The 22,806-nt window shown below is 61.8% G+C and carries 23 protein-coding genes; all 23 read left to right on the top strand.

Annotated features, from left to right (window positions below; translation table 11 throughout):
- Nucleotides 1-78: 78 nt before the first annotated feature.
- Complete coding sequence (gene argC / locus ACFODV_RS06945; protein WP_379756714.1) at nucleotides 79-1,113, top strand: N-acetyl-gamma-glutamyl-phosphate reductase; 1,035 nt, start codon at nucleotides 79-81, stop codon at nucleotides 1,111-1,113.
- 122 nt (nucleotides 1,114-1,235) lie between these two features.
- The gene (gene erpA, locus ACFODV_RS06950; protein ID WP_379756717.1) at nucleotides 1,236-1,589 is read left to right on the top strand and encodes an iron-sulfur cluster insertion protein ErpA; all 354 of its coding nucleotides are present in this window, start codon (nucleotides 1,236-1,238) and stop codon (nucleotides 1,587-1,589) included.
- A 138-nt stretch (nucleotides 1,590-1,727) separates the two neighbouring features.
- The gene (locus tag ACFODV_RS06955) at nucleotides 1,728-2,471 is read left to right on the top strand and encodes a transporter substrate-binding domain-containing protein (RefSeq protein WP_379756720.1); all 744 of its coding nucleotides are present in this window, start codon (nucleotides 1,728-1,730) and stop codon (nucleotides 2,469-2,471) included.
- A gap of 111 nt (nucleotides 2,472-2,582) precedes the next feature.
- On the top strand, nucleotides 2,583-3,254 hold the full coding sequence (locus ACFODV_RS06960) for an amino acid ABC transporter permease (protein WP_379756723.1): 672 nt from the start codon (nucleotides 2,583-2,585) through the stop codon (nucleotides 3,252-3,254).
- Between the two features lie 13 nt (nucleotides 3,255-3,267).
- Nucleotides 3,268-4,035, top strand: a complete 768-nt coding sequence (locus ACFODV_RS06965; RefSeq protein WP_379756726.1) for an amino acid ABC transporter ATP-binding protein — start codon at nucleotides 3,268-3,270, stop codon at nucleotides 4,033-4,035.
- Between the two features lie 532 nt (nucleotides 4,036-4,567).
- On the top strand, nucleotides 4,568-6,472 hold the full coding sequence (gene mnmG, locus ACFODV_RS06970; protein ID WP_379756728.1) for a tRNA uridine-5-carboxymethylaminomethyl(34) synthesis enzyme MnmG: 1,905 nt from the start codon (nucleotides 4,568-4,570) through the stop codon (nucleotides 6,470-6,472).
- Complete coding sequence (gene rsmG, locus ACFODV_RS06975; protein ID WP_379756730.1) at nucleotides 6,469-7,119, top strand: 16S rRNA (guanine(527)-N(7))-methyltransferase RsmG; 651 nt, start codon at nucleotides 6,469-6,471, stop codon at nucleotides 7,117-7,119. Before mnmG ends, rsmG begins: the two co-directional genes overlap by 4 nt.
- A gap of 31 nt (nucleotides 7,120-7,150) precedes the next feature.
- Entirely contained in the window at nucleotides 7,151-7,921 is a 771-nt protein-coding gene (locus ACFODV_RS06980; protein WP_290784501.1) for a ParA family protein, read from the top strand.
- A gap of 49 nt (nucleotides 7,922-7,970) precedes the next feature.
- Nucleotides 7,971-8,885, top strand: a complete 915-nt coding sequence (locus tag ACFODV_RS06985; RefSeq protein WP_379756733.1) for a ParB/RepB/Spo0J family partition protein — start codon at nucleotides 7,971-7,973, stop codon at nucleotides 8,883-8,885.
- Between the two features lie 199 nt (nucleotides 8,886-9,084).
- Entirely contained in the window at nucleotides 9,085-9,492 is a 408-nt protein-coding gene (locus ACFODV_RS06990) for an ATP synthase subunit I (protein ID WP_379756736.1), read from the top strand.
- Nucleotides 9,493-9,501: 9 nt separating this feature from the next.
- Entirely contained in the window at nucleotides 9,502-10,329 is an 828-nt protein-coding gene (gene atpB, locus ACFODV_RS06995; RefSeq protein ID WP_379756738.1) for a F0F1 ATP synthase subunit A, read from the top strand.
- Nucleotides 10,330-10,397: 68 nt separating this feature from the next.
- Nucleotides 10,398-10,625: a F0F1 ATP synthase subunit C gene (gene atpE / locus ACFODV_RS07000; protein WP_102587586.1), complete on the top strand. Its 228-nt coding sequence runs from the start codon at nucleotides 10,398-10,400 to the stop codon at nucleotides 10,623-10,625.
- A 72-nt stretch (nucleotides 10,626-10,697) separates the two neighbouring features.
- Nucleotides 10,698-11,168 (top strand): F0F1 ATP synthase subunit B, encoded by a 471-nt coding sequence (locus ACFODV_RS07005; RefSeq protein ID WP_379756742.1) that lies wholly within the window; start codon nucleotides 10,698-10,700, stop codon nucleotides 11,166-11,168.
- Nucleotides 11,169-11,179: 11 nt separating this feature from the next.
- A complete protein-coding gene (locus ACFODV_RS07010) occupies nucleotides 11,180-11,716 on the top strand; it encodes a F0F1 ATP synthase subunit delta (protein ID WP_379756745.1) in 537 nt (178 codons plus the stop codon).
- Nucleotides 11,717-11,732: 16 nt separating this feature from the next.
- On the top strand, nucleotides 11,733-13,277 hold the full coding sequence (atpA, locus tag ACFODV_RS07015) for a F0F1 ATP synthase subunit alpha (protein WP_379756748.1): 1,545 nt from the start codon (nucleotides 11,733-11,735) through the stop codon (nucleotides 13,275-13,277).
- A 71-nt stretch (nucleotides 13,278-13,348) separates the two neighbouring features.
- The gene (atpG, locus tag ACFODV_RS07020; RefSeq protein WP_379756751.1) at nucleotides 13,349-14,230 is read left to right on the top strand and encodes a F0F1 ATP synthase subunit gamma; all 882 of its coding nucleotides are present in this window, start codon (nucleotides 13,349-13,351) and stop codon (nucleotides 14,228-14,230) included.
- A 66-nt stretch (nucleotides 14,231-14,296) separates the two neighbouring features.
- Nucleotides 14,297-15,673 (top strand): F0F1 ATP synthase subunit beta, encoded by a 1,377-nt coding sequence (gene atpD / locus ACFODV_RS07025; RefSeq protein ID WP_379756755.1) that lies wholly within the window; start codon nucleotides 14,297-14,299, stop codon nucleotides 15,671-15,673.
- Nucleotides 15,674-15,697: 24 nt separating this feature from the next.
- Nucleotides 15,698-16,126, top strand: a complete 429-nt coding sequence (locus tag ACFODV_RS07030) for a F0F1 ATP synthase subunit epsilon (RefSeq protein ID WP_379756758.1) — start codon at nucleotides 15,698-15,700, stop codon at nucleotides 16,124-16,126.
- Between the two features lie 82 nt (nucleotides 16,127-16,208).
- Nucleotides 16,209-17,582, top strand: coding sequence for a magnesium transporter (gene mgtE, locus ACFODV_RS07035; protein WP_379756761.1), 1,374 nt, complete (start codon nucleotides 16,209-16,211; stop codon nucleotides 17,580-17,582).
- Between the two features lies 1 nt (nucleotide 17,583).
- The gene (locus ACFODV_RS07040) at nucleotides 17,584-18,381 is read left to right on the top strand and encodes an undecaprenyl-diphosphate phosphatase (protein WP_379756764.1); all 798 of its coding nucleotides are present in this window, start codon (nucleotides 17,584-17,586) and stop codon (nucleotides 18,379-18,381) included.
- A gap of 37 nt (nucleotides 18,382-18,418) precedes the next feature.
- Nucleotides 18,419-19,507: an FAD:protein FMN transferase gene (locus tag ACFODV_RS07045; RefSeq protein WP_379756766.1), complete on the top strand. Its 1,089-nt coding sequence runs from the start codon at nucleotides 18,419-18,421 to the stop codon at nucleotides 19,505-19,507.
- Between the two features lie 60 nt (nucleotides 19,508-19,567).
- Entirely contained in the window at nucleotides 19,568-20,929 is a 1,362-nt protein-coding gene (gene glmU, locus ACFODV_RS07050) for a bifunctional UDP-N-acetylglucosamine diphosphorylase/glucosamine-1-phosphate N-acetyltransferase GlmU (RefSeq protein ID WP_379756769.1), read from the top strand.
- Between the two features lie 11 nt (nucleotides 20,930-20,940).
- A complete protein-coding gene (gene glmS, locus ACFODV_RS07055) occupies nucleotides 20,941-22,776 on the top strand; it encodes a glutamine--fructose-6-phosphate transaminase (isomerizing) (RefSeq protein ID WP_379756772.1) in 1,836 nt (611 codons plus the stop codon).
- Nucleotides 22,777-22,806: the final 30 nt, after the last annotated feature.

The following is a 22,806-nucleotide window of genomic DNA, read 5'->3' on the forward strand; positions in this document are numbered from 1 at the left end:
TGGGTAGGCCTTGGTCTTCTTGTGTATCATATTCATCACAACCGAGCCCAGCCCAAGGCCAAGCGGAAGGAGTGCAATGTGATCAAGGTCGGAATCGTCGGCGGCACCGGATACACCGGGGTCGAACTGCTCAGGCTGCTGGCCCAGCACCCCGAAGTGGAAGTAGATGCCATCACCTCCCGTTCAGAGGCGGGTGTGCGAGTCTGCGACATGTACCCCAACCTGCGTGGCCACTATGACACCTTGGCCTTCAGCGAGCCGGATGCCGACCGCCTCGGCGACTGCGATGCCGTGTTCTTCGCCACCCCCCACGGCGTGGCTCACGCCCTGGCCGGTGATCTGCTCGAGCGCGGCACTCGTGTCATCGACCTCTCCGCGGATTTCCGGCTGCGCGATGCTGCGGAGTGGGCCGAGTGGTACGGCCAGCCCCACGGCGCACCTGAACTGCTCGCTGAAGCGGTCTACGGCCTCCCCGAGGTCAACCGCGATAAGATTCGCCAGGCAAGGTTGATCGCCGTCCCCGGCTGCTACCCCACCGCCGTGCAGCTGGGCCTGCTGCCACTGCTCGAGTCGAGTCTGATTGACGCTGGTCACATCATCGCCGACTGCAAGTCCGGCGTTACCGGCGCCGGCCGCGGCGCCAAGGTGCCCTCACTGATGGCCGAGGCCAGCGAGTCCATGAAGGCCTACGGCGCCAGCGGCCATCGCCACCTGCCAGAGATCCGCCAAGGCCTGAGCGACGCCGCAGGCCGGCCGGTAGGACTCACCTTCGTGCCGCATCTGACGCCGATGATCCGCGGAATACACGCGACGCTCTATGGCCGACTCACCGGTGAACCGGGCGATCTGCAGACGCTGTTCGAAGCCCGTTTTGTAGACGAGCCTTTCATCGACGTAATGCCCGTCGGTAGCCACCCGGAAACCCGAAGCGTAAAGGGCGCCAACCTCTGCCGCATCGCGGTTCACCGCCCGAGCAATGACGACACCGTGGTGGTACTGGCGGTGATCGACAATTTGGTAAAGGGCGCCTCCGGCCAGGCGATCCAGAACCTCAACCTGATGTTTGGACTCGACGAGAATGCCGGTCTCACCGCCCCGGCGCTGATGCCCTGATACCGTCTATCAATATAGTGATAGACACAGGGGAAATGACATTACCCAGAAAGTTGACCAAATTGCTTGGGATTGCGGATAATGTCTAGTCGAACGATTTATTTCCCTCGAAGGAGCTCCCCATGAGCGGTGCCGAATCCTTTGTACCCACCCCGCTGCTGCTGTCCGACAGCGCCCGGGCACGGCTCAAGTCGCTGGTCGAGGAAGAAGTCAACAGCCATCTCAAGCTGCGAGTCTACGTGACTGGCGGTGGATGCTCAGGCTTCCAATATGGTTTCGACTTCGCCGATGACGTCGCCGACGACGATACCATCATCGAATTCGGCGACGTTGCCCTAGTGGTCGACCCACTCTCCTACCAGTATTTGGTGGGCTCAACCGTCGATTTCGAAGAAGGCCTCGCCGGTGCCCGCTTCCTGGTACAGAACCCCAATGCCACCACCACCTGCGGCTGTGGCGCGTCTTTCATGATGTAAACCGTGAAATTCCCCGACTTGACGCTCTGGAGCATTCTCGCCAATGTTGAAAAGGTGATACCTACCAGAAAAGACTCGATAACGGGGAACCTCATGACAAGATTCACTTCCGCTTCACCTTTCCTGAAGAAAACCACGATGGCCACCGCCTTGGCGATGGGCCTTGGCATGGCGGGTTCCGCCCTGGCCGACACACCGATCGTCAACGTGGTCACTGACCCCAGCTTCGTGCCCTTCGAAATGCTTGATCCCGAGACCGGCGAGATGATCGGGTTCGACATGGATATGATCAACGAACTCGGTGAACGTGCCGGCTTCGAGATCAATCTGACTACCATGGAGTTCGCCGGCATCATCCCGGCGGTGCAGACCGGCAGTCAGGAAATCGCCGTGGCCGGCGTGACCATTACCGAAGAGCGCGCTCAGATTGTCGACTTCTCGGATCCCTATTACGATTCCGGCCTGCGGATTATCGTGCGTGCCGACAACGACAGCGTTGAAGCTATCGAAGACCTAGAGGGCATGTCGGTGGCCACGCGCATTGGCTCCACCAGCTATGACTTCCTTCAGGAGCACCTGGGCGACAGCGCCGACATCACCCCCTACCCGGGCAACAGCGACATGTACATGGCGCTGCTCGGCCGTAACGTCGACGCCGCCTTTTATGATGCCCCCAACGTCGCCTACTTCTCCCAGACTCGTGGTGAGGGACGTACCAAGGTGGTCGGTCCCCTCTATTCGGGCCAGCAGTACGGCATCGTCTTCCACAAGGGCAGCCAGTGGGTCGAGCCGGTCAACGAAGCACTGGCAGAGATGCGCGAGGACGGTACCTACGCGGAGATCTATGAGAAATGGTTCGGCGAGGCGCCTTCTGAGGAGTGAGCCGAATACGCCCTGAAGTTTCGTTGTGATCACACGACGAGTTGAGCAGCGGGGCCGGGCGGTAACACCTCCCGGCCCCGCCTCGTTTCCAGCTATCCCGGAGAAATGCCCGTGGAAGTGACCTTTCAATTTGACTGGGGGGCGGCGTTCCGCTCCATACCCCACCTGCTGCCGGGCATACCCTGGACCCTGTTGATCTCCTTCGGCGGGCTGGCCATCGGCTTCATCATCGGTATCATTTTCGGCCTGATGCGCATCAGTTCGTCACGCCTCATCCGCTGGCCGGCGGTCGTCTATGTCGAAGTGTTCCGCGGCACCCCTATCCTGGTGCAGGTGCTGTTCATCTTCTATGGCTTGCCTCAGTTACTGGGTAGCCCCGTCAATGCCCTGACCGCCGGCATTGCCGCCATCGCGGTCAACTCCGGCGCCTATATCTCGGAAGTGGTTCGTGGCGGCGTGCAGTCCATCGAACGTGGCCAGCATGAGGCCTCGCTGTCCCTGGGGCTGTCCCGCACCCAGGCCTTCCGCTACATAATCTGGCCCCAGGCCTTCCGACGCATGATCCCGCCCCTGGGCAACCAGGGCATCATCAGCATCAAGGACACCTCGCTGTTCTCGGTGATTGGCGTGGGAGAACTGGTCCGCCAGGGGCAGATCTATATCGCCACCACCTTCACTGCTCTGGAGGTCTATTTCATGGTGGCCCTGATGTATTTGGCCATCACCTGGACCCTGTCACTGCTGCTGCGCCAGCTGGAGCGCCGCGGCCTGGTCGGTCAATAAGGGGAGCCTACGCATGACACAGAACGAGAACGCGACCGCTCCCATCGTGCGGATGGAGAAGGTCAACAAGCACTTCGGCACCCTGCACGTGCTCAAGGATATCGACCTGGAGGTCGCCCAAGGCGAGGTGGTGGTGGTCATTGGGGCCAGCGGTTCGGGCAAGTCGACGCTGATTCGCTGCATCAACGGCCTGGAAGAGTTCCAGAATGGTCATATCGATGTGGACAGCAACGAGCTCACGCCCCACGGCAAGGGGGGTAAAGCCTTGCAGAAGATCCGCACCGAAGTGGGCATGGTGTTTCAGCAGTTCAACCTTTTTCCCCATCTCAGCGTGCTGGATAATGTCATTCTGGCTCCCATGAAGGTGCGCGGCTGGAGCCGCGCAGACGCCCTGGAAACCGCCGAACGATTACTGGAACGTGTTGGCATCAGCGATCAGGCTTCCAAGCACCCTAACCAGCTCTCTGGCGGTCAGCAGCAGCGCGTTGCTCTGGCCCGCGCTCTGGCCATGGAGCCACGGCTGATGCTTTTCGATGAGCCCACCTCGGCGCTGGATCCAGAGATGATCGGCGAGGTGCTTGATGCCATGCGGGAGCTGGCACGAGAGGGCATGACCATGATCATCGTCACTCACGAGATGGGCTTCGCTCGGGAAGTGGCCGATCGGGTGATCTACATCCACCAGGGGGAAATCGCTGAGCAGGCGCCTCCGGAGCAGATCTTCGACCGACCTACGGACGAACGTACACGTAGCTTCCTGGCTCGGGTGCTCAAGCACTGATATCGCTATCTTGAAAGAAAGAAAAAAAGGCCCTGTCGTCCGCGACAGGGCCTTTTTTTGCCTGTGGATAGAAATTTCTCTATCGGCAAAATTTCCTGCTGTCACCCCCTTGGTAGACGAGTTTGAGCATAACGAGACTGGTTGTTCACAGTTGCGGGCATAAGCCGGGTACCCAGCGGTGGACAAGCGGTGCAATATTGAGGCTGTGGGTAAGTCGGCCTTTCATCCACAGGCTCCTGCTGCTCTGTGCGCAGGCAGTAACTTACTTGTCCCGCTTTTGGTCAACAATGCACAGTCATGATTTAAATAGGTTTATTCCTCTTATCCACGGATTTTGTCCACACCAGTAGTTACTACCACAATAGAACTTCTCTCTATATATATTGGTATTTAATGTTAGAGAGGCAAAAGGAAGGTGGTGAGGCGGCGGAGGTGTGGAAAACCCTGACGATTACCCACAAGGGGTTTATACTGCCGGGCTGATTTCATCCCCAGACAGAAAGACGGCGCCGTGGCGCCAACGAGGTGCAACTTGGATTACCCCGACCGCTTTGACGTCATCGTCATCGGCGGTGGCCATGCGGGAACTGAAGCCGCTTTGGCCTCCGCTCGCATGGGCTGTCAAACTCTGCTGCTGACCCACAACATCGAGACCCTGGGCCAGATGTCCTGTAATCCCGCGATTGGCGGGATTGGCAAAAGCCATCTGGTCAAGGAGATCGACGCCCTGGGCGGTGCCATGGCCACGGCGACTGACCTTGGCGGTATTCAGTTTCGCGTTCTCAATGCCCGAAAGGGGCCCGCGGTCCGGGCCACACGGGCCCAAGCCGACAGAATCCGCTACAAGGCAGCCATCCGAGGGATTCTGGAAAACCAGGACAACCTGACGTTCTTTCAGCAGGCAGCCGGTGATCTCATCGTGGACGGCGACACCGTGCGCGGCGTTGTTACCGAGACCGGTATCCGCTTCCACGCCGAGACCGTAGTGCTCTGCACCGGCACCTTCCTCGGCGGTGTGATCCATATCGGTCTGGACCAGAGCCGTGGAGGTCGCGCCGGCGATCCGCCTTCGAATCGCTTAGCCGAGCGCCTGCGAGCCCTGCCGTTTCGAGTCGATCGACTCAAGACCGGCACCCCACCGCGTCTGGACGCCCGTAGCCTCGACTTCTCGGCGCTCGAGGAGCAACCCGGTGATAACCCGACCCCGGTGATGTCATTCCTGGGCAATCGCGAGCAGCATCCGAGACAGGTGAGCTGCCATATCGCCCACACCAACGAACGCACCCACGAGATCATCCTCGCCAACCTCGATCGTTCGCCGATGTACTCGGGGGTGATCGAAGGCGTCGGTCCCCGTTACTGTCCCTCCATCGAAGACAAGGTTCACCGCTTCGCCGACAAGGCGAGCCACCAGGTGTTCATCGAGCCAGAGGGTCTGGACACCCATGAGATCTACCCCAACGGCATTTCCACCTCACTGCCCTTCGATATTCAGCTGAAGGTGGTGCGCTCGATCCGTGGGCTGGAAAACGCCCATATCACCCGACCCGGCTACGCTATCGAATATGACTTCTTCGACCCGCGAGACCTGATGCACTCGCTGGAGACGAAATTCATCCACAACCTGTTCTTCGCCGGGCAGATCAACGGCACCACCGGCTATGAGGAGGCAGGTGCACAGGGACTGCTGGCAGGGCTAAACGCCGCAAGACGGGCCATGGACCTGGAGGCCTGGGCACCGCGCCGCGACGAAGCCTATCTGGGCGTTCTGGTCGATGACCTGATCACCCTGGGCACCAAAGAGCCTTACCGAATGTTTACTTCGCGGGCCGAATACCGCCTGCTGCTGCGCGAGGATAATGCTGACCTCCGCCTCACCGAAACGGGGCGAGAGCTGGGCCTGGTGGACGATGACCGCTGGGCGGCCTTCAGTGAAAAGCGCGAAGCAATTGAACGTGAGAACGCTCGACTCAAGGCCTGCTGGGTGCAGCCCGGCACCGCGGCCGCCCAGGCGGTAGCCGAGAAGATTGGCAAACCGCTGGCAAGGGAGTACAGCCTGATGGACCTGCTCAAACGTCCAGAGCTTGGCTACGCCGATCTGGCGGGTCTGCCCGGCATTGAGGGGGAAGCGGTGGCCGATGACACCGTGGCGGAACAGGTCCAGATCCAGGCCAAGTACCAGGGCTATATAGGTCGTCAACAAGACGAGATCGACAAACTCAAGCGCCACGAAGCGACGCCGCTACCTGTTGATCTTGATTATGCGGGGGTTGAAGGGCTCTCGAATGAGATTCGTCAGAAACTCGCCGAAGTGCGTCCAGAGACCCTGGCCCAAGCTTCTCGGATATCGGGTGTGACGCCGGCAGCGGTGTCAATCCTGCTGATTTATCTCAAGAAACGTCGTCTGCTCGACGGCCACAGGGCGGCCAGCGCATGACGGCAGTGGATTCAACGGTTGAGTCGCGCCTCGATCAGGGGCTCGACCGTCTCGGTATCAGCGCACATGCCGACCAGCGGCAGCGCCTGCTGGCCCTGGTCGGCCTGTTGCACAAGTGGAACCGCGCCTATAACCTCACCGCGATACGCTCGCCCGAGGAAATGGTGGCTCGTCACCTGCTGGACAGCGCTGCGGTACTGCCCTTCGTCAAAGGTCCTACCCTGCTCGACGTAGGCGCAGGCCCCGGTTTCCCAGGCCTCGTGCTGGCGATTCTCAATCCAGAACTCGCCGTCAGCCTGATCGACAGCAACGGCAAGAAGGTGCGTTTTCAACGCCAGGCGGTGATGGAGTTGGGATTGGCCAACGTGACCCCGGTGCAGACGCGAGTCGAGGCCTTTGAAGGAGGCTTCGATCAGGTGATTTCACGAGCCTTCGCCAGCCTGGGTGATTTCGTTAGTCTGACGCTTCCTCTGGTGGCCCCGGGTGGCCAGTGGCTTGCTATGAAGGGTCCGGGCGTAGACGACGAAATGTCCGGCGTGCCGGCAGGCGTAGCGCCAGTGGCCAGGCACAGCCTGGAAGTACCTTTCGACGTTGGTAACCGGCTGCTGGTAGTCCTCGAACGCCAGGAAATTGGCTCGTGTCCATGATAATCCGCGTTTCCTAGCAAGGGAGTTGCCCGTGACCAAGATCATCGCCTTGACCAATCAGAAGGGGGGTGTCGGCAAGACCACCACGGCGGTCAACCTCGCCGCCAGCCTGGCAGCCCTGGATCGCCGCGTACTCCTGGTGGACCTTGACCCCCAGGGCCATGCCACGATGGGCAGCGGGGTGGACAAGCACGAGCTCGAGGGAAGCGTGTTGGACGTGCTCATGGGCGACCGCGCCGCCGCGGAGGTGATCGTCGACTGTCCCGAGGCCGGCTACACGCTGTTGCCGGGCAACGGCGACCTCACCGCCGCCGAGGTGGCGCTGCTGGATCGCGAGGCCGGCCGAGAGCGCTGCCTGGATCGGGCGCTGGCCGATGTGGCCGGCGAATACGATGTGGTGCTGATCGACTGCCCACCCTCGCTGAACATGCTCACCGTCAACGCTCTGACCGCCGCCAACGGCGTGCTTATTCCGCTGCAATGCGAGTTCTACGCGTTGGAAGGGCTCTCGGCACTCCTCGATACCGTCGAGCAGATCAAGGACAACGTGAATCCGGGGCTCGAGGTCTACGGGATCCTGCGCACCATGTTTGATGCTCGAAACAGCCTGACCCGAGATGTGACCAAGCAGCTGCGCGATTATTTCGGGGATACCCTGCTTAAGGCTACGATCCCACGCAACGTGCGGGTTGCAGAGGCACCCAGCCACGGCTTGCCGGTGACCAAGTATGCCCGCTTCTCGCGTGGCAGCCAGGCCCATCGGGTGCTGGCCAAGGAATTGATTCGCCGGCTGTCGCTGTGATGATAGCGCGGGAACCCCATGCCGTAACCGCTGTGATGAGGGAGTGTCGATGACGCGTAAACGCGCCCTGGGACGTGGACTGGATGCCCTGATCGGGGCCGGCGCTCGCCGCCGCGAGAGCCTCGACCTTCCCGAGGTTGGCATCGAGTTGGAGGATAACGCGACGCCGGCCGCTGCGCCGGATGCGGAAGACCGCCTTGAGCGGTTGCCCCTGGGTCAGCTGATCCGCGGCAAGTATCAGCCTCGCCGAGATATTCAGCCTGAGGCACTCGAAGAGCTGGCTGACTCTATTCGCGCTCAGGGGGTGATGCAGCCGATCGTGGTGCGTCCCGCCGGCATCGATCGCTATGAGATCATCGCCGGCGAGCGTCGTTGGCGAGCTGCCCAGCTGGCCGAGCTCGACGTGATTCCCGCTGTCATTCGAGAAGTCAGCGATGAGGTGGCCCTGGCCCTGGCCCTGATCGAGAACATTCAGCGCGAAAATCTCAATCCGGTAGAAGAAGCCATGGCGCTGAAGCGCCTGCTGGTGGAGTTCGAGCTGACCCAGCAGCAGGTCGCCGACGCGGTGGGCAAGTCCCGGGCCCAGGTGGCGAACCTGCTGCGATTGCTGGCATTGGACCCTGAGGTACAGACCCTGCTGGAACGCGGCGACCTGGATATGGGCCATGCTCGTGCGCTTTTAGCGCTCTCCGGCGCAAAGCAGCGCAAGGCCGCCCATGAGGTAGTCAATAAGGACCTGACCGTTCGCGACACCGAGGCGTTGGTCAAGCGACTGGTGGCAGGAGAGCCGGAGAAGGTCGAAAAGCCGGCTTCAAGCCCCGATGTGGCCAGTCTCGAAACCCGGCTTGGCGAGCTGCTTGGCGCACCGGTGAAAATACAGCACGGCCGAGGGGGCAAGGGACGGCTGACCATTCGCTACACCAGCCTCGATGAGCTGGATGGAATCCTCGAGCACATACGCTGACGGGCACCAACGCGCGCCTAGATATTGACAATTCCTGCATCTTTGGTCGCAAGAAAGGGCATAAGTAGGCAAAATCCTTAGCGCTTCTGTTGAAGCCCCGATAGCCCTTCCCTATAATCCGCCGGTGTTTGCCCGAATATCCTGAGCGACAGCAGCGTCGAAAACGGTCCGCCTGACAGTGGATCGGGGTAATGACAACATGCAGAGAGTTTCGTCCGTCGCAGGGCGCCGGCAATTGGATTTTTCGCGGCTGTTCCTGGCTCAAGCGGCGGCTATGCTGGCGGTGGCGCTGGCAGGTCTGTGGCTCGCGGGACTCTCAGGGGTGTCATCCGCTCTGATGGGAGGTCTGGTCAGCCTGCTGCCATCCCTGTACTTCGTGAGGCGGGGGTTGCGTAGCCGAGGTGGCAAGCGCGTAAGGGTCAACGTGCTCAATCTTTATCAGGCAGCGATGGGCAAGTTCGGTTTGACGGTGGCACTGTTCGTGATCCTGTTCGTGACAGTGCCTCCCTCAAACCCGGCTTTATTCTTCGTTGCATATGTGGCGTCCCAACTCATGCACTGGCTGACACCCTGGCTGATGCAAGAGCGGTCGACCCCCCGAACCTGAGGAAGCAGTATGGCAGCAGATAACGAAATATCGGCCATCTATTACATACAGCACCACCTTCAGAACCTGACCTTCGGCTACCACCCGCAGAATGGCTGGTCGCTGGCGTCCAGCTCCTCCGAGGCGGTCGAGATGGGCTTCTGGGCGATTCACCTGGATACCATGGGTTGGTCCATCGCCATGGGTGTCCTGTTCCTCTGGTTGTTCCGCAAGGCGGGGAAGATGGCGACTACGGGTGTCCCCGGTGGCCTTCAGAACGGGGTAGAAATGGCTATCGAGTTCATCGAGAACCTGACTCGTTCCACTTTCCACGGCAAGAACCCGCACATCGCCCCGCTGGCGCTGACGCTGTTCATCTGGATCCTGTTGATGAACAGCCTGAAGATTCTCCCGGTCGACTATTTCCCCGAGTTGTTCGGGAAGCTGGGCTTCGAGTACATGAAGATCGTGCCGACGACCGACGTCAATGCCACCCTCGGCATGGCCTTCGGCGTCTTTCTGCTCATCATCTATTACAGCTGCAAGGTCAAGGGTGTGGGTGGCTTCGCCAAGGAGCTCTCGCTGACGCCCTTCAATCACTGGTCGCTGATTCCCTTCAACCTGATCCTTGAAGTGGTCGGCCTCATCGTCAAGCCGATCAGCCTGGGTCTGCGTCTCTTTGGCAACATGTTTGCCGGCGAGGTGATCTTCATCCTGATCGCACTGCTGCCCTTCTGGGCCATCTGGCTGTTGGATGTGCCATGGGCGATCTTCCACATCCTGGTGGTGACTCTGCAGGCCTTCATCTTCACGACGCTGTCGATCGTGTATTTGAGTGCCGCGCACGAGCACCACTGAGACCCGCGCAACGCTTGTAACTCAACCAACCACTAACCCTTGTAACTCAACCTACCAGGAGCACTATCATGGAAATCGTCTACATTGCTGCCGCCATCATCATCAGCATCAGCGCCCTGGCCACCGGTATCGGCTTCGCCATGCTGGGCGGCAAGTTGCTCGAGTCCACTGCTCGTCAGCCGGAGCTGGGCGACCAGCTGCAGACCAAGACCTTCATCATGGCTGGTCTGCTCGACGCCGTGCCGATGATCGGTGTCGGTATCGCGATGTACCTGATCTTCGTCGTCGCCGGTTAACGACAGCACCGAGCGCCTAGCGCTCGGTTTGCTTGTTACCGGTTGCCACGAACCTGTCAGAGGTACAGTCCTGTGAATATCAACATGACGCTGATCGGGCAGACGATCGCCTTCGCGATCTTTGTCTGGTTCTGCATTAAGTACGTGTGGCCGCCAATCAGCTCTGCGCTCCACGAGCGCCAGAAGAAGATCGCGGACGGCCTCGACGCGGCAAGCCGTGCCTCTCGTGACCTGGAACTCGCCCAGGAACAGGCCGCTCAGACCCTGCGCGATTCCAAGGAGCAGGCTTCCCAGATTCTCGAGCAGGCCCACAAGAGGTCTTCTCAGATGGTCGAGGAAGCCCGCGATCAGGCCCGCGCCGAGGGCGAGCGTCTGGTGGCCAGCGCCCGAAGCGAGATCGAGCAGGAAATCAATCGCGCCAAGGAAGAGCTCCGCGCCCAGGTGTCGACCCTCGCGGTCGCTGGTGCAGAGCGTGTTCTGGAAGCCTCCATCGACGAGAAGGCCCATCGCAAGCTGCTCGATAAGCTTGCTGCCGAACTGTGAGGAGGTGATCCATGGCGGAATTGTCTACCGTCGCGCGGCCCTATGCCAAGGCGGCGTTCGAGTACGCACGCGATCACCAGGCGCTGGATGCCTGGTCCGAGATGCTGGGTACCCTGCGCCAGATCATGGTCAGCCGGGATGTCCAGGCGCTCGTTGCCAGTCCGAAGCTCACCACTGAGCGCAAGGTGGCGCTGCTGGTCGAAGTGGCCGAGATCCAGGCGGATGACGCGTCGCGTCGCTTCCTCGATGAGTTGGCCGGCCAGCGTCGTCTGCCGGCACTGGGCGCCATTGCCGACCAGTTCGAGCGGCTGCGCGCCGAGCATGAAAAGCGCGTCGACGTCACCGTGGTCTCGGCCTTCGAGCTCGACGAGAAGCAGCAGCAGAAGCTTGTCGGTGCACTCAAGAAGCGCCTGAATCGCGAAATCTCCATTACCACTCAGGTGGACCCGATGCTTCTTGGCGGTGTCATCCTGCGCGCCGGCGACACCGTCATCGACGGGTCGGTACGCGGTCGATTGAACCGCCTCACCGAAGCCCTTTCCGCCTGAGTCTGAGGGACATGGCATGCAGCAACTGAATCCTTCCGAGATCAGCGACATCATCAAGCAGCGTATCGAGAAGCTTGACGTCGCATCCGAAGCCCGTAACCAGGGCACCATCGTCAGCGTTTCCGACGGCATCGTGAAGATCCACGGTCTCGAGGATGCGATGTTCGGTGAAATGATCGAATTTCCCGGCAGCATCTTCGGCATGGTGCTCAACCTCGAGCGCGACTCTGTGGGTGCCGTTATTCTCGGCGACTACCAGCAGCTCGAAGAGGGCATGACCGCCAACTGTACCGGTCGTATCCTCGAAGTGCCGGTGGGCCCCGAGCTGAAAGGCCGCGTGGTCGATGCTCTAGGTAACCCCATCGACGGCAAGGGCGATATCGACGCCAAGATGACCGATGCCGTCGAAAAGGTCGCCCCGGGGGTTATCACCCGCCAATCGGTCGACCAGCCGATCCAGACCGGCTTCAAGTCCATCGACGCCATGGTGCCGATCGGTCGTGGTCAGCGCGAGCTGATCATCGGTGACCGCCAGATCGGCAAGTCGGCCATCGCCATCGATGCCATCATCAACCAGAAGGGCAAGGGCGTCACCTGTGTTTACGTCGCCATTGGCCAGAAGCAGTCCACCATCGCCAACGTGGTGCGCAAGCTGGAAGAGCATGGCGCCATGGAGCACACCATTGTGGTCGCCGCCGGCGCTGCCGATCCGGCCCCGATGCAGTTCCTCGCGGCCTACTCCGGCTGCACCATGGGCGAGTACTTCCGTGACCGGGGCGAAGATGCCCTGATCGTCTACGATGACCTGTCCAAGCAGGCCGTGGCCTATCGTCAGGTCTCCCTGCTGCTGCGTCGCCCGCCGGGTCGTGAAGCCTACCCGGGTGATGTCTTCTATCTGCACTCCCGTCTGCTGGAGCGCGCGGCTCGGGTCAACGTGGATTACGTCGAGAAGTTCACCAACGGCGAAGTGAAGGGCAAGACCGGTTCATTGACCGCGCTGCCGATCATCGAGACCCAGGGTGGCGACGTTTCCGCCTTCGTCCCGACCAACGTGATCTCCATCACCGATGGCCAGATCTTCCTCGAGACCGATCTGTTCAACTCGGGTATCCGCCCGGCCATCAACGCTGGCCTCTCGGTGTCTCGCGTAGGCGGTTCGGCCCAGACCAAGATTATCAAGAAGCTTGGCGGTGGCGTTCGCCTGGCCCTGGCACAGTACCGCGAGCTGGCGGCCTTCTCCCAGTTCGCTTCCGATCTGGACGAAGCCACCCGCAAGCAGCTCGAGCATGGTCAGCGTGTCACCGAGCTGATGAAGCAGAAGCAGTATTCGCCGATGTCCGTGGCCGAGATGGGCGTGACTCTGTACGCCGCCAACGAAGGCTTCCTGGATGACATCGACGTGAGCAAGGTACTGGATTTCGAGCGTGCCCTGCACGACTACATGAAGTCCGAGCACGCCGAACTTCTCGACAAGATCGAGGCGACCGGCGACTACAGCGACGAGATTCAGAGCGGTTTGAAGTCGGGTCTCGAGAAGTTCAAGGCCACTCAGAGCTGGTAATCCCGCTGGCCCGTCCCGCCTTCGGGGCGGGCCCAGGAGCTTTCTGAGGGCCACGAACGGAGTAGATCGCTATGGCAGCTGCAAAAGAGATACGCACCCAGATCGGGAGCATCAAGAACACGCAGAAGATCACCAGCGCCATGGAAATGGTGGCTGCGTCCAAGATGCGTCGGGCCCAGGACCTGATGAAGGCCAGCCAGCCCTATGCGCGTCAGATCCGCAACGTCGTTGCTCACATCGCCGATGCCAACCCCGAGTACAAGCACGACTATATGCTTGATCGCGAGGTCGGCCGGGTGGGATACATTGTGGTCTCCACCGACCGCGGCCTGTGCGGTGGCCTGAACGTCAACCTGTTCAAGGCGGTGCTCAAGGACTCGATGGGGCATCGTCAAGAGGGCGCCGAGCTGGACTTCTGCGCGCTGGGTAACAAGGCCGGCGGCTTCTTCCGCAAGTACGGTGGCAACCTCGTGGCGGCGAAGAGCGGCCTGGGTGAGTCGCCCGAGGTCGAGGATCTGATCGGCAGCGTGAAGGTCATGCTGGACGCGTTTGACGAGGGCCGTCTGGATAGGCTTTACGTGGTGTACAACGAGTTCGTCAACACCATGACCCAGAAGCCGGTGGTCAGGCAGCTTTTGCCCCTGTCTCCGGACATGGGAATGGAGGCGCATGACGAAGAGGATCAACGTCCCGGTAGCTGGGACTACCTGTATGAGCCGGATGCCAAGGCGCTGCTGGACAGCCTGCTGGTTCGTTTCATCGAATCCCAGGTGTACCAGGCGGTGGTCGAGAACGCGGCCTGCGAACAGGCGGCGCGAATGATCGCCATGAAGAGTGCCACCGACAACGCCGGCGGCCTGATTGATGATCTGGAGATGGTCTACAACAAGGCCCGCCAGGCTGCCATCACTCAGGAGATCTCCGAGATCGTCGGGGGCGCCGCCGCCGTATAGCGCCGGGGAGGGCGAGGCTCTCCCGGCATACAGGCTTCATTTGCAGGTTTTTTAGAGGATCGCAAGATGAGCGGACGTATCGTACAAATCATCGGCGCGGTGATTGACGTAGAGTTTCCGCGGGACGATGTTCCCAAGGTCTACGACGCGCTAAAGGTCTCGAATGTCGAGACAGTGCTCGAAACTCAGCAACAGCTGGGCGACGGCGTGGTGCGCACCATTGCCATGGGCTCCACCGAGGGCCTGAAGCGCAGCATGGAAGTCACCAACACCGGTGCGGCTATTTCTGTGCCGGTGGGCAAGGAAACGCTGGGTCGCATCATGAACGTGCTCGGCGAGCCGATCGACGAGGCCGGCGACATCGGCGAGCAGGAGCGCATGCCGATTCACCGCAAGGCACCCGGATATGCGGACCAGGCAGCGTCCAACGAGCTGCTCGAGACCGGTATCAAGGTCATCGATCTAGTCTGCCCGTTCGCCAAGGGCGGTAAGGTCGGCCTGTTCGGCGGCGCCGGCGTAGGCAAGACCGTCAACATGATGGAGCTGATACGCAATATCGCCACCGAACACAGCGGCTACTCGGTATTTGCTGGTGTGGGCGAGCGGACCCGTGAGGGTAACGACTTCTATCACGAGATGACCGAATCCAACGTTATCGACAAGGTAGCGCTGGTTTACGGTCAGATGAACGAGCCGCCCGGCAACCGTCTGCGCGTGGCACTGACCGGCCTGACCATCGCCGAGAAATTCCGTGATGAAGGTCGCGACGTGCTGCTGTTCGTCGACAATATCTACCGCTACACCCTGGCCGGCACCGAGGTGTCTGCACTGCTGGGGCGCATGCCCTCCGCGGTGGGCTACCAGCCGACCCTGGCCGAGGAGATGGGTGTGCTCCAGGAGCGCATCACCTCCACCAAGACCGGCTCGATCACCTCCGTACAGGCCGTTTACGTGCCCGCGGATGACCTGACCGATCCGTCTCCGGCGACCACCTTCTCGCACCTGGACGCCACCGTGGTACTGGCGCGTTCCATCGCCGAGCTGGGTATCTATCCGGCCATCGATCCGCTGGACTCCACCTCGCGTCAGCTGGACCCGCTGGTCGTCGGCGACGAGCACTACGACACCGCTCGCGGCGTTCAGAACGTGCTGCAGCGCTACAAGGAGCTCAAGGACATCATCGCGATCCTGGGCATGGACGAGCTGTCCGATGAGGACAAGCTGGCCGTGTCTCGGGCGCGCAAGATCCAGCGCTTCCTGTCGCAGCCGTTCTTCGTGGCCGAGGTGTTTACCGGTTCCCCCGGCAAGTACGTGTCCCTGAAGGACACCATCCGTGGCTTCCAGGGCATCCTCAACGGCGAGCACGACGAGTTGCCGGAGCAGGCCTTCTACATGGTCGGTACTATCGACGAGGCCGTCGAGAAAGCCAACCAGATGAAGTAATCCCGTCCATCAGGGGGATTCGCTATGGCGAACAGCTTCACATGCAATATCGTCAGCGCCGAGGCGTCGGTCTTTTCCGGCGAGATCGAGCAACTGGTCGCGTCCGGCATGATGGGGGATCTGGGTATTCTACCCGGCCATGCTCCGCTGCTGACCGAACTTCAGCCGGGTCCGGTTCGCGTGATTCATGACGGCGGGCGTGAGGAGAACTTCTACGTTTCGGGTGGCTTCCTGGAAGTGCAGCCCGACGTGGTGACGATCCTTGCCGATGCCGCATCCCGGGCCGGTGACCTCGACGAGGCCGCCGCCGAAGAGGCCCGCCAGCATGCGCTGAAGGCCTTCAGCGACAAGTCGGCGGAGCTGGATTACACTCGCGCTGCCGCCGAGCTCGCTGAAGCCGTGGCTCAGCTGAGAACCATCCAACAGCTGCGCAAGAAGGCCGGCAAGGGCTGATCCCCGGTCGAGCCTCTCAGGCGCCCCCCGATCCTGTTTAACGACGGGTTCGGGGGGCGTTTTTGTCTGTCAGGAGGACGCCATGTCACTGAACGATAGCCTGCAGCAGCAGAAGGCAGCTTTGCTGACGGCTTTGGCTGAGGAGGCTCGCGAGCGCCTTGGCGAAATGCTGTCGGAGCTGCGTTCCGCGGACATCGCCGAGATTCTCGAGGAGATCCTCGAGGAAGACGACGACCTCCCGTTGGCAGTTGGCCTGCTCGAGCGCTTACCGCTGGAGCGGCGGGCCAACGTGCTGGGTTATCTGCCGGGTGAGGAGCAGGTCGAGATCACTGCGGCCATGTCCGACGAAACGCTGCTCACCTTGCTTGAGGAGATGGGTTCCGACGAGCGTGCCGATCTCTTCAACCTGCTCGGCGAAGACCGTCGCGAGGCACTGCTGCGGCTTATGGCAAGCCAGGAGCGAGAAGATCTCAAACGCCTGGCCAGCTATGTGGAGGGGACCGCCGGGGCCATCATGACCTCGGATTATGTGGCCATCCCCAACGGTATGACTGTCTCCCAGGCGATGATGCGGGTACGCCAGACGGCCCCGGATGCCGAAACGGTTTATCAGCTTTATATTATTGATTCCGACGGCCGCCTTGCCGGCACCCTGTCGCTGCGCCAGCTGATAGTGGCGCGCCCCAGGGCGAAGGTTGACGACATCATGATCAAGGACGTGATCAGCATAGAGGTCGATGAGGAGCAGGAGGAGGTCGCTCGGGTAGTGGCCCGCTATGACCTGCTGGCGCTGCCGGTGCTCGATGCCGACGAGCGTCTGGTGGGCATCGTCACCCACGATGATGCCATGGACGTGGCCGAGTCAGAGGCCACCGAGGACTTCCACAAGGGGATGTCCATCGGTGCCCTGGAGGATGGGGTTAGCCGGGTGCCGCTGTGGAGCCTCTATCGCAAGCGGGTGACCTGGCTGGTGCTGCTGGTGTTTGCCAACCTCTTCTCCGGCGCCGGCATTGCCTACTTCGAGGAGACTATCGCCGCCCAGGTGGCGCTGGTGTTCTTTCTGCCGCTGCTGATCGGCAGCGGCGGCAACGCCGGTGCCCAGGCCGCTACTTTGATGGTGCGCGGTATGGCCACCGGAGACGTCGGGGTCAAGGACTGGAGCAAGCTGCTTGGGCGCGAGCTGTTGGTGGCCGGCTCGCTGGGCCTTACCATGGCGCTGGCGGTGGCTCCCATCGGGGTGATGCGCGGCGGCGAAGCGGTGGCCATGGTGGTAGCCATGAGCATGGTGATCATCGTGCTGTTCGGCAGCCTGCTGGGGATGTGTCTGCCTTTCCTTCTCGACCGGTTGGGCTGGGATCCGGCCACTGCCTCAGCGCCGCTGGTGACCACCCTGATCGACGCCTCGGGGGTACTGATCTACTTCAGCATCGCCACGGCCATCCTGTCGGGGAGCTAGCATGGATTGGTTGCAGGTTATTCTGCTCTCCATTGTGCAGGGCGTTACCGAGTTCCTGCCGGTCTCCAGTTCTGCCCACCTGATATTGGTGTCGGTGCTGACCGACTGGGATGATCAGGGGTTGGCATTCGATGTTGCGCTGCATATCGGCAGTCTCTCCGCGGTGGTGCTCTACTTCCGCCATGAGCTTATGCGCATGGCGGTCAGCTGGAGCGGCTCTTTGGTCGGCCGTGGCGTGGATGGAGACGCACGCCTGGCCTGGTGGGTAGTGCTGGCGACCATACCCGTGTGTCTGGTGGGCCTTGCCTTCCATGATGTCATTGCGGTGAGTATGCGCTCACCGCTGATCATTGCTTTCGGCCTGATCGTTTTCGGATTATTGCTGGCCTACGCGGACCTGCGTCATCGCGGCACTCGTGACGAGTATCAGCTGACCCTGGGTGACGCCCTGCTGATTGGACTGGCCCAGGCACTGGCGCTTATCCCCGGCACCTCGCGGTCCGGGATCACCATCACCGCGGCACTGCTGCTCGGCATGAGCCGCGAGGGTGCGGCACGCTTCTCCTTTCTGCTCTCGATCCCGGTGATCGTGCTGGCCGGTGGCCTGGAGATCGTCGGCTTGATCGGCAAGTCTCATGAGGTGGACTGGGCAGCAGTACTGATCGGTGCCATCCTCTCCGGCATCAGTGCCTACCTGTGCATCCACTATTTTCTGATCTTCATCAAGCGCGTGGGTATGCAGCCCTTCGTAGTCTATCGGTTGCTGCTCGGTGGCTGGCTGCTGTGGCTGTTCTGGTAATGTCCATCTCTCATATGTCACCGGAGTGCCTCTTGTCATGAAGCTCCTGCGTCTCCATCCCCTGTGGCTCCTATGCGGGCTGGCTTTGCTGGCCGGCTGCTCGGAGCGCGATCGTCTCCTTGAGTCGCCGGTGCGTTTCGAGGGTGCCATCTTCGGCACTTTCTACCAGGTAACCATTGCCGACCCCCTCACTCAGGGCCAGGCTCAGGCGCTGGAAGAAGACATCCTCGAGGAGCTCGACGCGGTGGATGCTTCCATGTCGACCTATATCGACGACTCCGAGATCTCGGTCTTCAACCAGCTGCCGGTGGGCGAATGGCAGCCCCTCTCCGATGAGCTGATGGAGGTGCTGGCGATCAGTCAGACGGTGGCCCAGAAGAGCGATGGCGCCTTCGATGTGACCGTCGGCGGGCTGGTCAACCTGTGGAGTTTCGGCGCCGAGGCGCGCCCCCGCGAGGTGCCCGGAGAGGCAGACCTGGCTGGGCGTCTCGAGGTGGTCGGTTACGATGCCGTGGAGCTCGATCTCTCGGCACTGCAGGCGCGTCGTACGCGGGAGGTCTTCGTCGACTTGAGCGGCGTGGCCAAGGGCCACGCGTCGAACAGGGTCGCCGCCCTCCTCGATCGCGAAGGCATCGAGCACTATCTGGTCAATCTTGGCGGCGACCTGATCGCCAGTGGCTATCGTGACGGCAGCGATGTGAGTGCCAGCGATGCCGAGCCCTGGCGCATCGGCATCGAGGCACCCCTGGAAGATCGACAGGAAGCCCGCCATGTTCTCCCGATGCACGACATCTCGGTGGCCACTTCAGGTGATTACCGGAACTACTTCGAAGAGGCAGGGCAGCGCTTCTCCCATACCCTTGATCCGCGCAGCGGTCGGCCGATCACCCACCGCCTGGCCTCGGTAACGGTGGCTCATCCCTCTAATGCCTGGGCGGATGCCTGGGCCACGGCGCTGATGGTACTCGGCGAGGAAGAGGGCATGGCTCTGGCCCATGCGCAGGACCTCAGCGTGTTGATGATCGTCCGCGAAGAAGAGGGTGGCTGGACGAGCCGTGTCAGCACAGCTTTTGTGGACGTTTTCGGTGAGACGCTGGTGGCACAACTGGGCCTCGAGGTTCACTGAGCCCTAGAATGTATCGAGTCCTGGAATGTAGAGATCGACAAACCTCGACAAGGAGTCATGATGACGCTGGACGTGATTATTCTCGCAGCGGGCCAGGGAACCCGCATGCGCTCCACCCTCCCCAAGGTGTTGCACCGCCTGGCCGGCAAGCCGATGGTTCGCCATGTGATCGATACCGCCACAGGCTTGCGCGCTGAGCGCACCCACGTGGTGGTGGGGCACGGTGCCGAGCGGGTTCGCGAGGCGCTATCCGATTGTAAGGTGCGCTACGCGCTGCAGTCTGAGCAGAAGGGCACCGGTCATGCCGTGGCCCAGGCCCTCGATGGCCTGGGTGAGGGCAAGGTGCTGGTGCTCTACGGCGACGTACCGCTGATAGACCGTGCAACCCTGACGGGACTGCTGGCGTGCGTCGATGACAACCACCTGGGGCTGCTGACCGTGATCCTGGAGGATCCCACCGGCTACGGTCGCATTCTGCGCAACGCCCAAGGACAGGCGGTGGCTATCGTCGAACACAAGGATGCCTCCGAGAGCGAGCGGACGATTGACGAGTGCAACACCGGCATCATGGCAATGACCGCTCCCCAGCTTCGCCGCTGGCTGCCGAGCCTCTCCGCCGACAACGCCCAGGGCGAGTACTACCTGACAGACATCATTGCGATGGCTGCCGCTGAAGGGGTGAATATCGTCACTGCCCAGCCGGCCGATCCGATGGAGGTTGAAGGGGTTAACAATCGGGCTCAGATGGCACGCCTGGAACGTGCCTACCAGTTTTCCATCGCCGAGGGGTTGATGGCGGATGGGGTGGCCCTGCTTGATCCGTCGCGGATCGATATCCGCGGGACCATGACCTGCGGCCATGACGTGGAGATCGACGTGGGCTGCGTCTTCGAGGGTGAGGTAGAACTCGGCGAGGGGGTACGTATTGGCCCTCACTGCGTGATCCGCGATAGCCATATCGGCGCCGGTACTCGTATCGAGCCCCACAGCGTGATCGAGGGGACTGTCATCGCCGGTCGCGGTCTGGTTGGCCCTTTTGCACGTCTGCGTCCCGGCACCCGTCTGGCGGTGGGCGCCAAGGTGGGCAACTTTGTCGAGACTAAGAACGCCGTGGTGGGCGAGGGCAGCAAGATCAACCACCTGAGCTACGTAGGTGACGCCCGCCTAGGCCGCGACGTCAACGTCGGCGCTGGCACCATCACCTGCAACTACGACGGCGTTCACAAGCACCGTACCGAGATCGGCGATGGTGCCTTCATCGGTTCCAACACGGCCCTTGTGGCACCGGTTAGCGTGGGCAGCAACGCGACGGTGGGAGCCGGCTCTACCATCAGCAAGGATGTGCCGGACAACGCCCTGGCCGTCTCTCGTGGACGCCAGATCAGCAAGGCCGACTGGCTGCGCCCCAGCAAGAACAAGTAAGGAGAGACAGCATGTGTGGAATCGTCGGGGCCGTTGCCGAGCGCAATGTAGAAGGCATCCTTCTTGAAGGGCTGAGAAGGCTTGAGTACCGCGGCTATGACTCTGCCGGCATGGCGGTGCAGTCGCCGGAAGGGCATCTGCAGCGTTGCCGGGCGGTGGGCAAGGTAGCCGCTCTGGCCGAGCGCCTGAAGGCAGAGCCGCTGCCGGGGCACTGTGGTATCGCCCATACGCGCTGGGCTACCCATGGCGGTCCCAGCGAAGCCAATGCTCACCCGCACCAGTCCGGTGAGCGGCTGGCGGTGGTGCACAACGGTATCATCGAGAATCACGAGACCCTGCGCCGGGAACTCAAGGCGGCCGGCTACGACTTTACATCCGAGACAGATACCGAGGTGGTGGCCCACCTGCTGGAGCACGAGAGCCGCGAAGCGGTGGACCTGCTGGCGGCGGTGAGGCGCGTGCTGGCCCAGCTCGATGGCGCCTATGCGCTGGGCGTTGTCAGCGCCGACGAGCCCGATGTGATCGTCGGGGCCCGCAAGGGCAGCCCACTGGTGGTGGGTGTTGGTATCGGCGAGGCGTTCCTGGGCTCAGACCCGCTGGCGCTGCTGCAGGTCACCGACCGCTTCATCTATCTGGAAGAGGGCGATATGGTGCGCCTCTCTGCCGGTGGCCACATCGAGGTCTTCGACGCCTCGGGCACCCTCGTCGAGCGGGAGGTGCAGACCTTCGAGCACGGTGACGGCGCGGCCAGTAAGGGCGACTATCGCCACTTCATGCTCAAGGAAATCCATGAGCAGCCGGCGGTGATCGCCGCGGCTCTGGAGGGCCGCCTGGGTGAGCGATCGGTGCTGGTAGAGAGCTTCGGCCCGGACGCTGAAGCGCTGTTTGCCCGCGTCCGCCAGATCCATATCGTCGCCTGCGGCACCAGCTATCACGCCGGCATGGTGGCCCGCTACTGGTTGGAACGCTTCGCCGGGGTGCCGGTGCAGGTGGAGGTGGCCTCCGAGTACCGTTATCGCCACGTGGTGGTGCCCGAGAGCACGTTGTTCGTCACCCTCTCCCAGTCCGGCGAGACCGCCGACACCCTGGCGGCGCTGCGTTTCGCCCGGGAGCGGGGCTACCTGGCCAGCCTGGCGATCTGCAACGTGCCTGGCAGTTCCCTGGTGCGGGAGTCCGACCTCACCTTGATGACCCAGGCGGGTCCCGAGATCGGTGTGGCCTCCACCAAGGCCTTTACGACTCAGCTCACCGCGCTGATGCTTTTCACTCTGGCGCTGGGTCGGGTGAAGGGGCTCGACGAGGCCGTTCAGGCGGAGCTGGTGTCGGCCCTGCGCGGCTTGCCGCGGCTGGTAGAGCAAGTATTGGCGCTGGACCCGCAGATCGAGGCGCTTGCCATGGCCTTCGCCGAGAAGCACCACGCCCTTTTCCTGGGCCGCGGCGCACACTTCCCCATCGCTCTCGAAGGCGCGCTCAAGCTCAAGGAAATCTCCTACATCCACGCCGAGGCTTACCCGGCTGGGGAACTCAAGCATGGCCCCCTGGCGCTGGTGGATAGCGAGATGCCGGTCGTCTCCGTGGCCCCCAATGATGAGCTGCTCGACAAGCTCAAATCCAACCTTCAGGAGGTGCGCGCCCGCGGCGGCGAGCTGTTCGTCTTCGCCGATGAGGGAGTGGCGATGGCCGAGGAGGAGGGCGTGAGGGTGCTACGCCTTCCCCATGTGCACGAGGCCTTGGCTCCAATCCTCTACACCCTGCCGCTTCAGCTGCTCAGCTACCATGTGGCGGTACTCAAGGGCACCGACGTCGATCAGCCGCGTAACCTGGCCAAGAGCGTGACGGTGGAGTGACGCCAAGCACCCGACTCCCTCGCCTGCATC

The sequence above is a fragment of the Halomonas tibetensis genome (genome assembly GCF_042643535.1).
Classification (GTDB): Bacteria; Pseudomonadota; Gammaproteobacteria; order Pseudomonadales; family Halomonadaceae; genus Halomonas; species Halomonas tibetensis.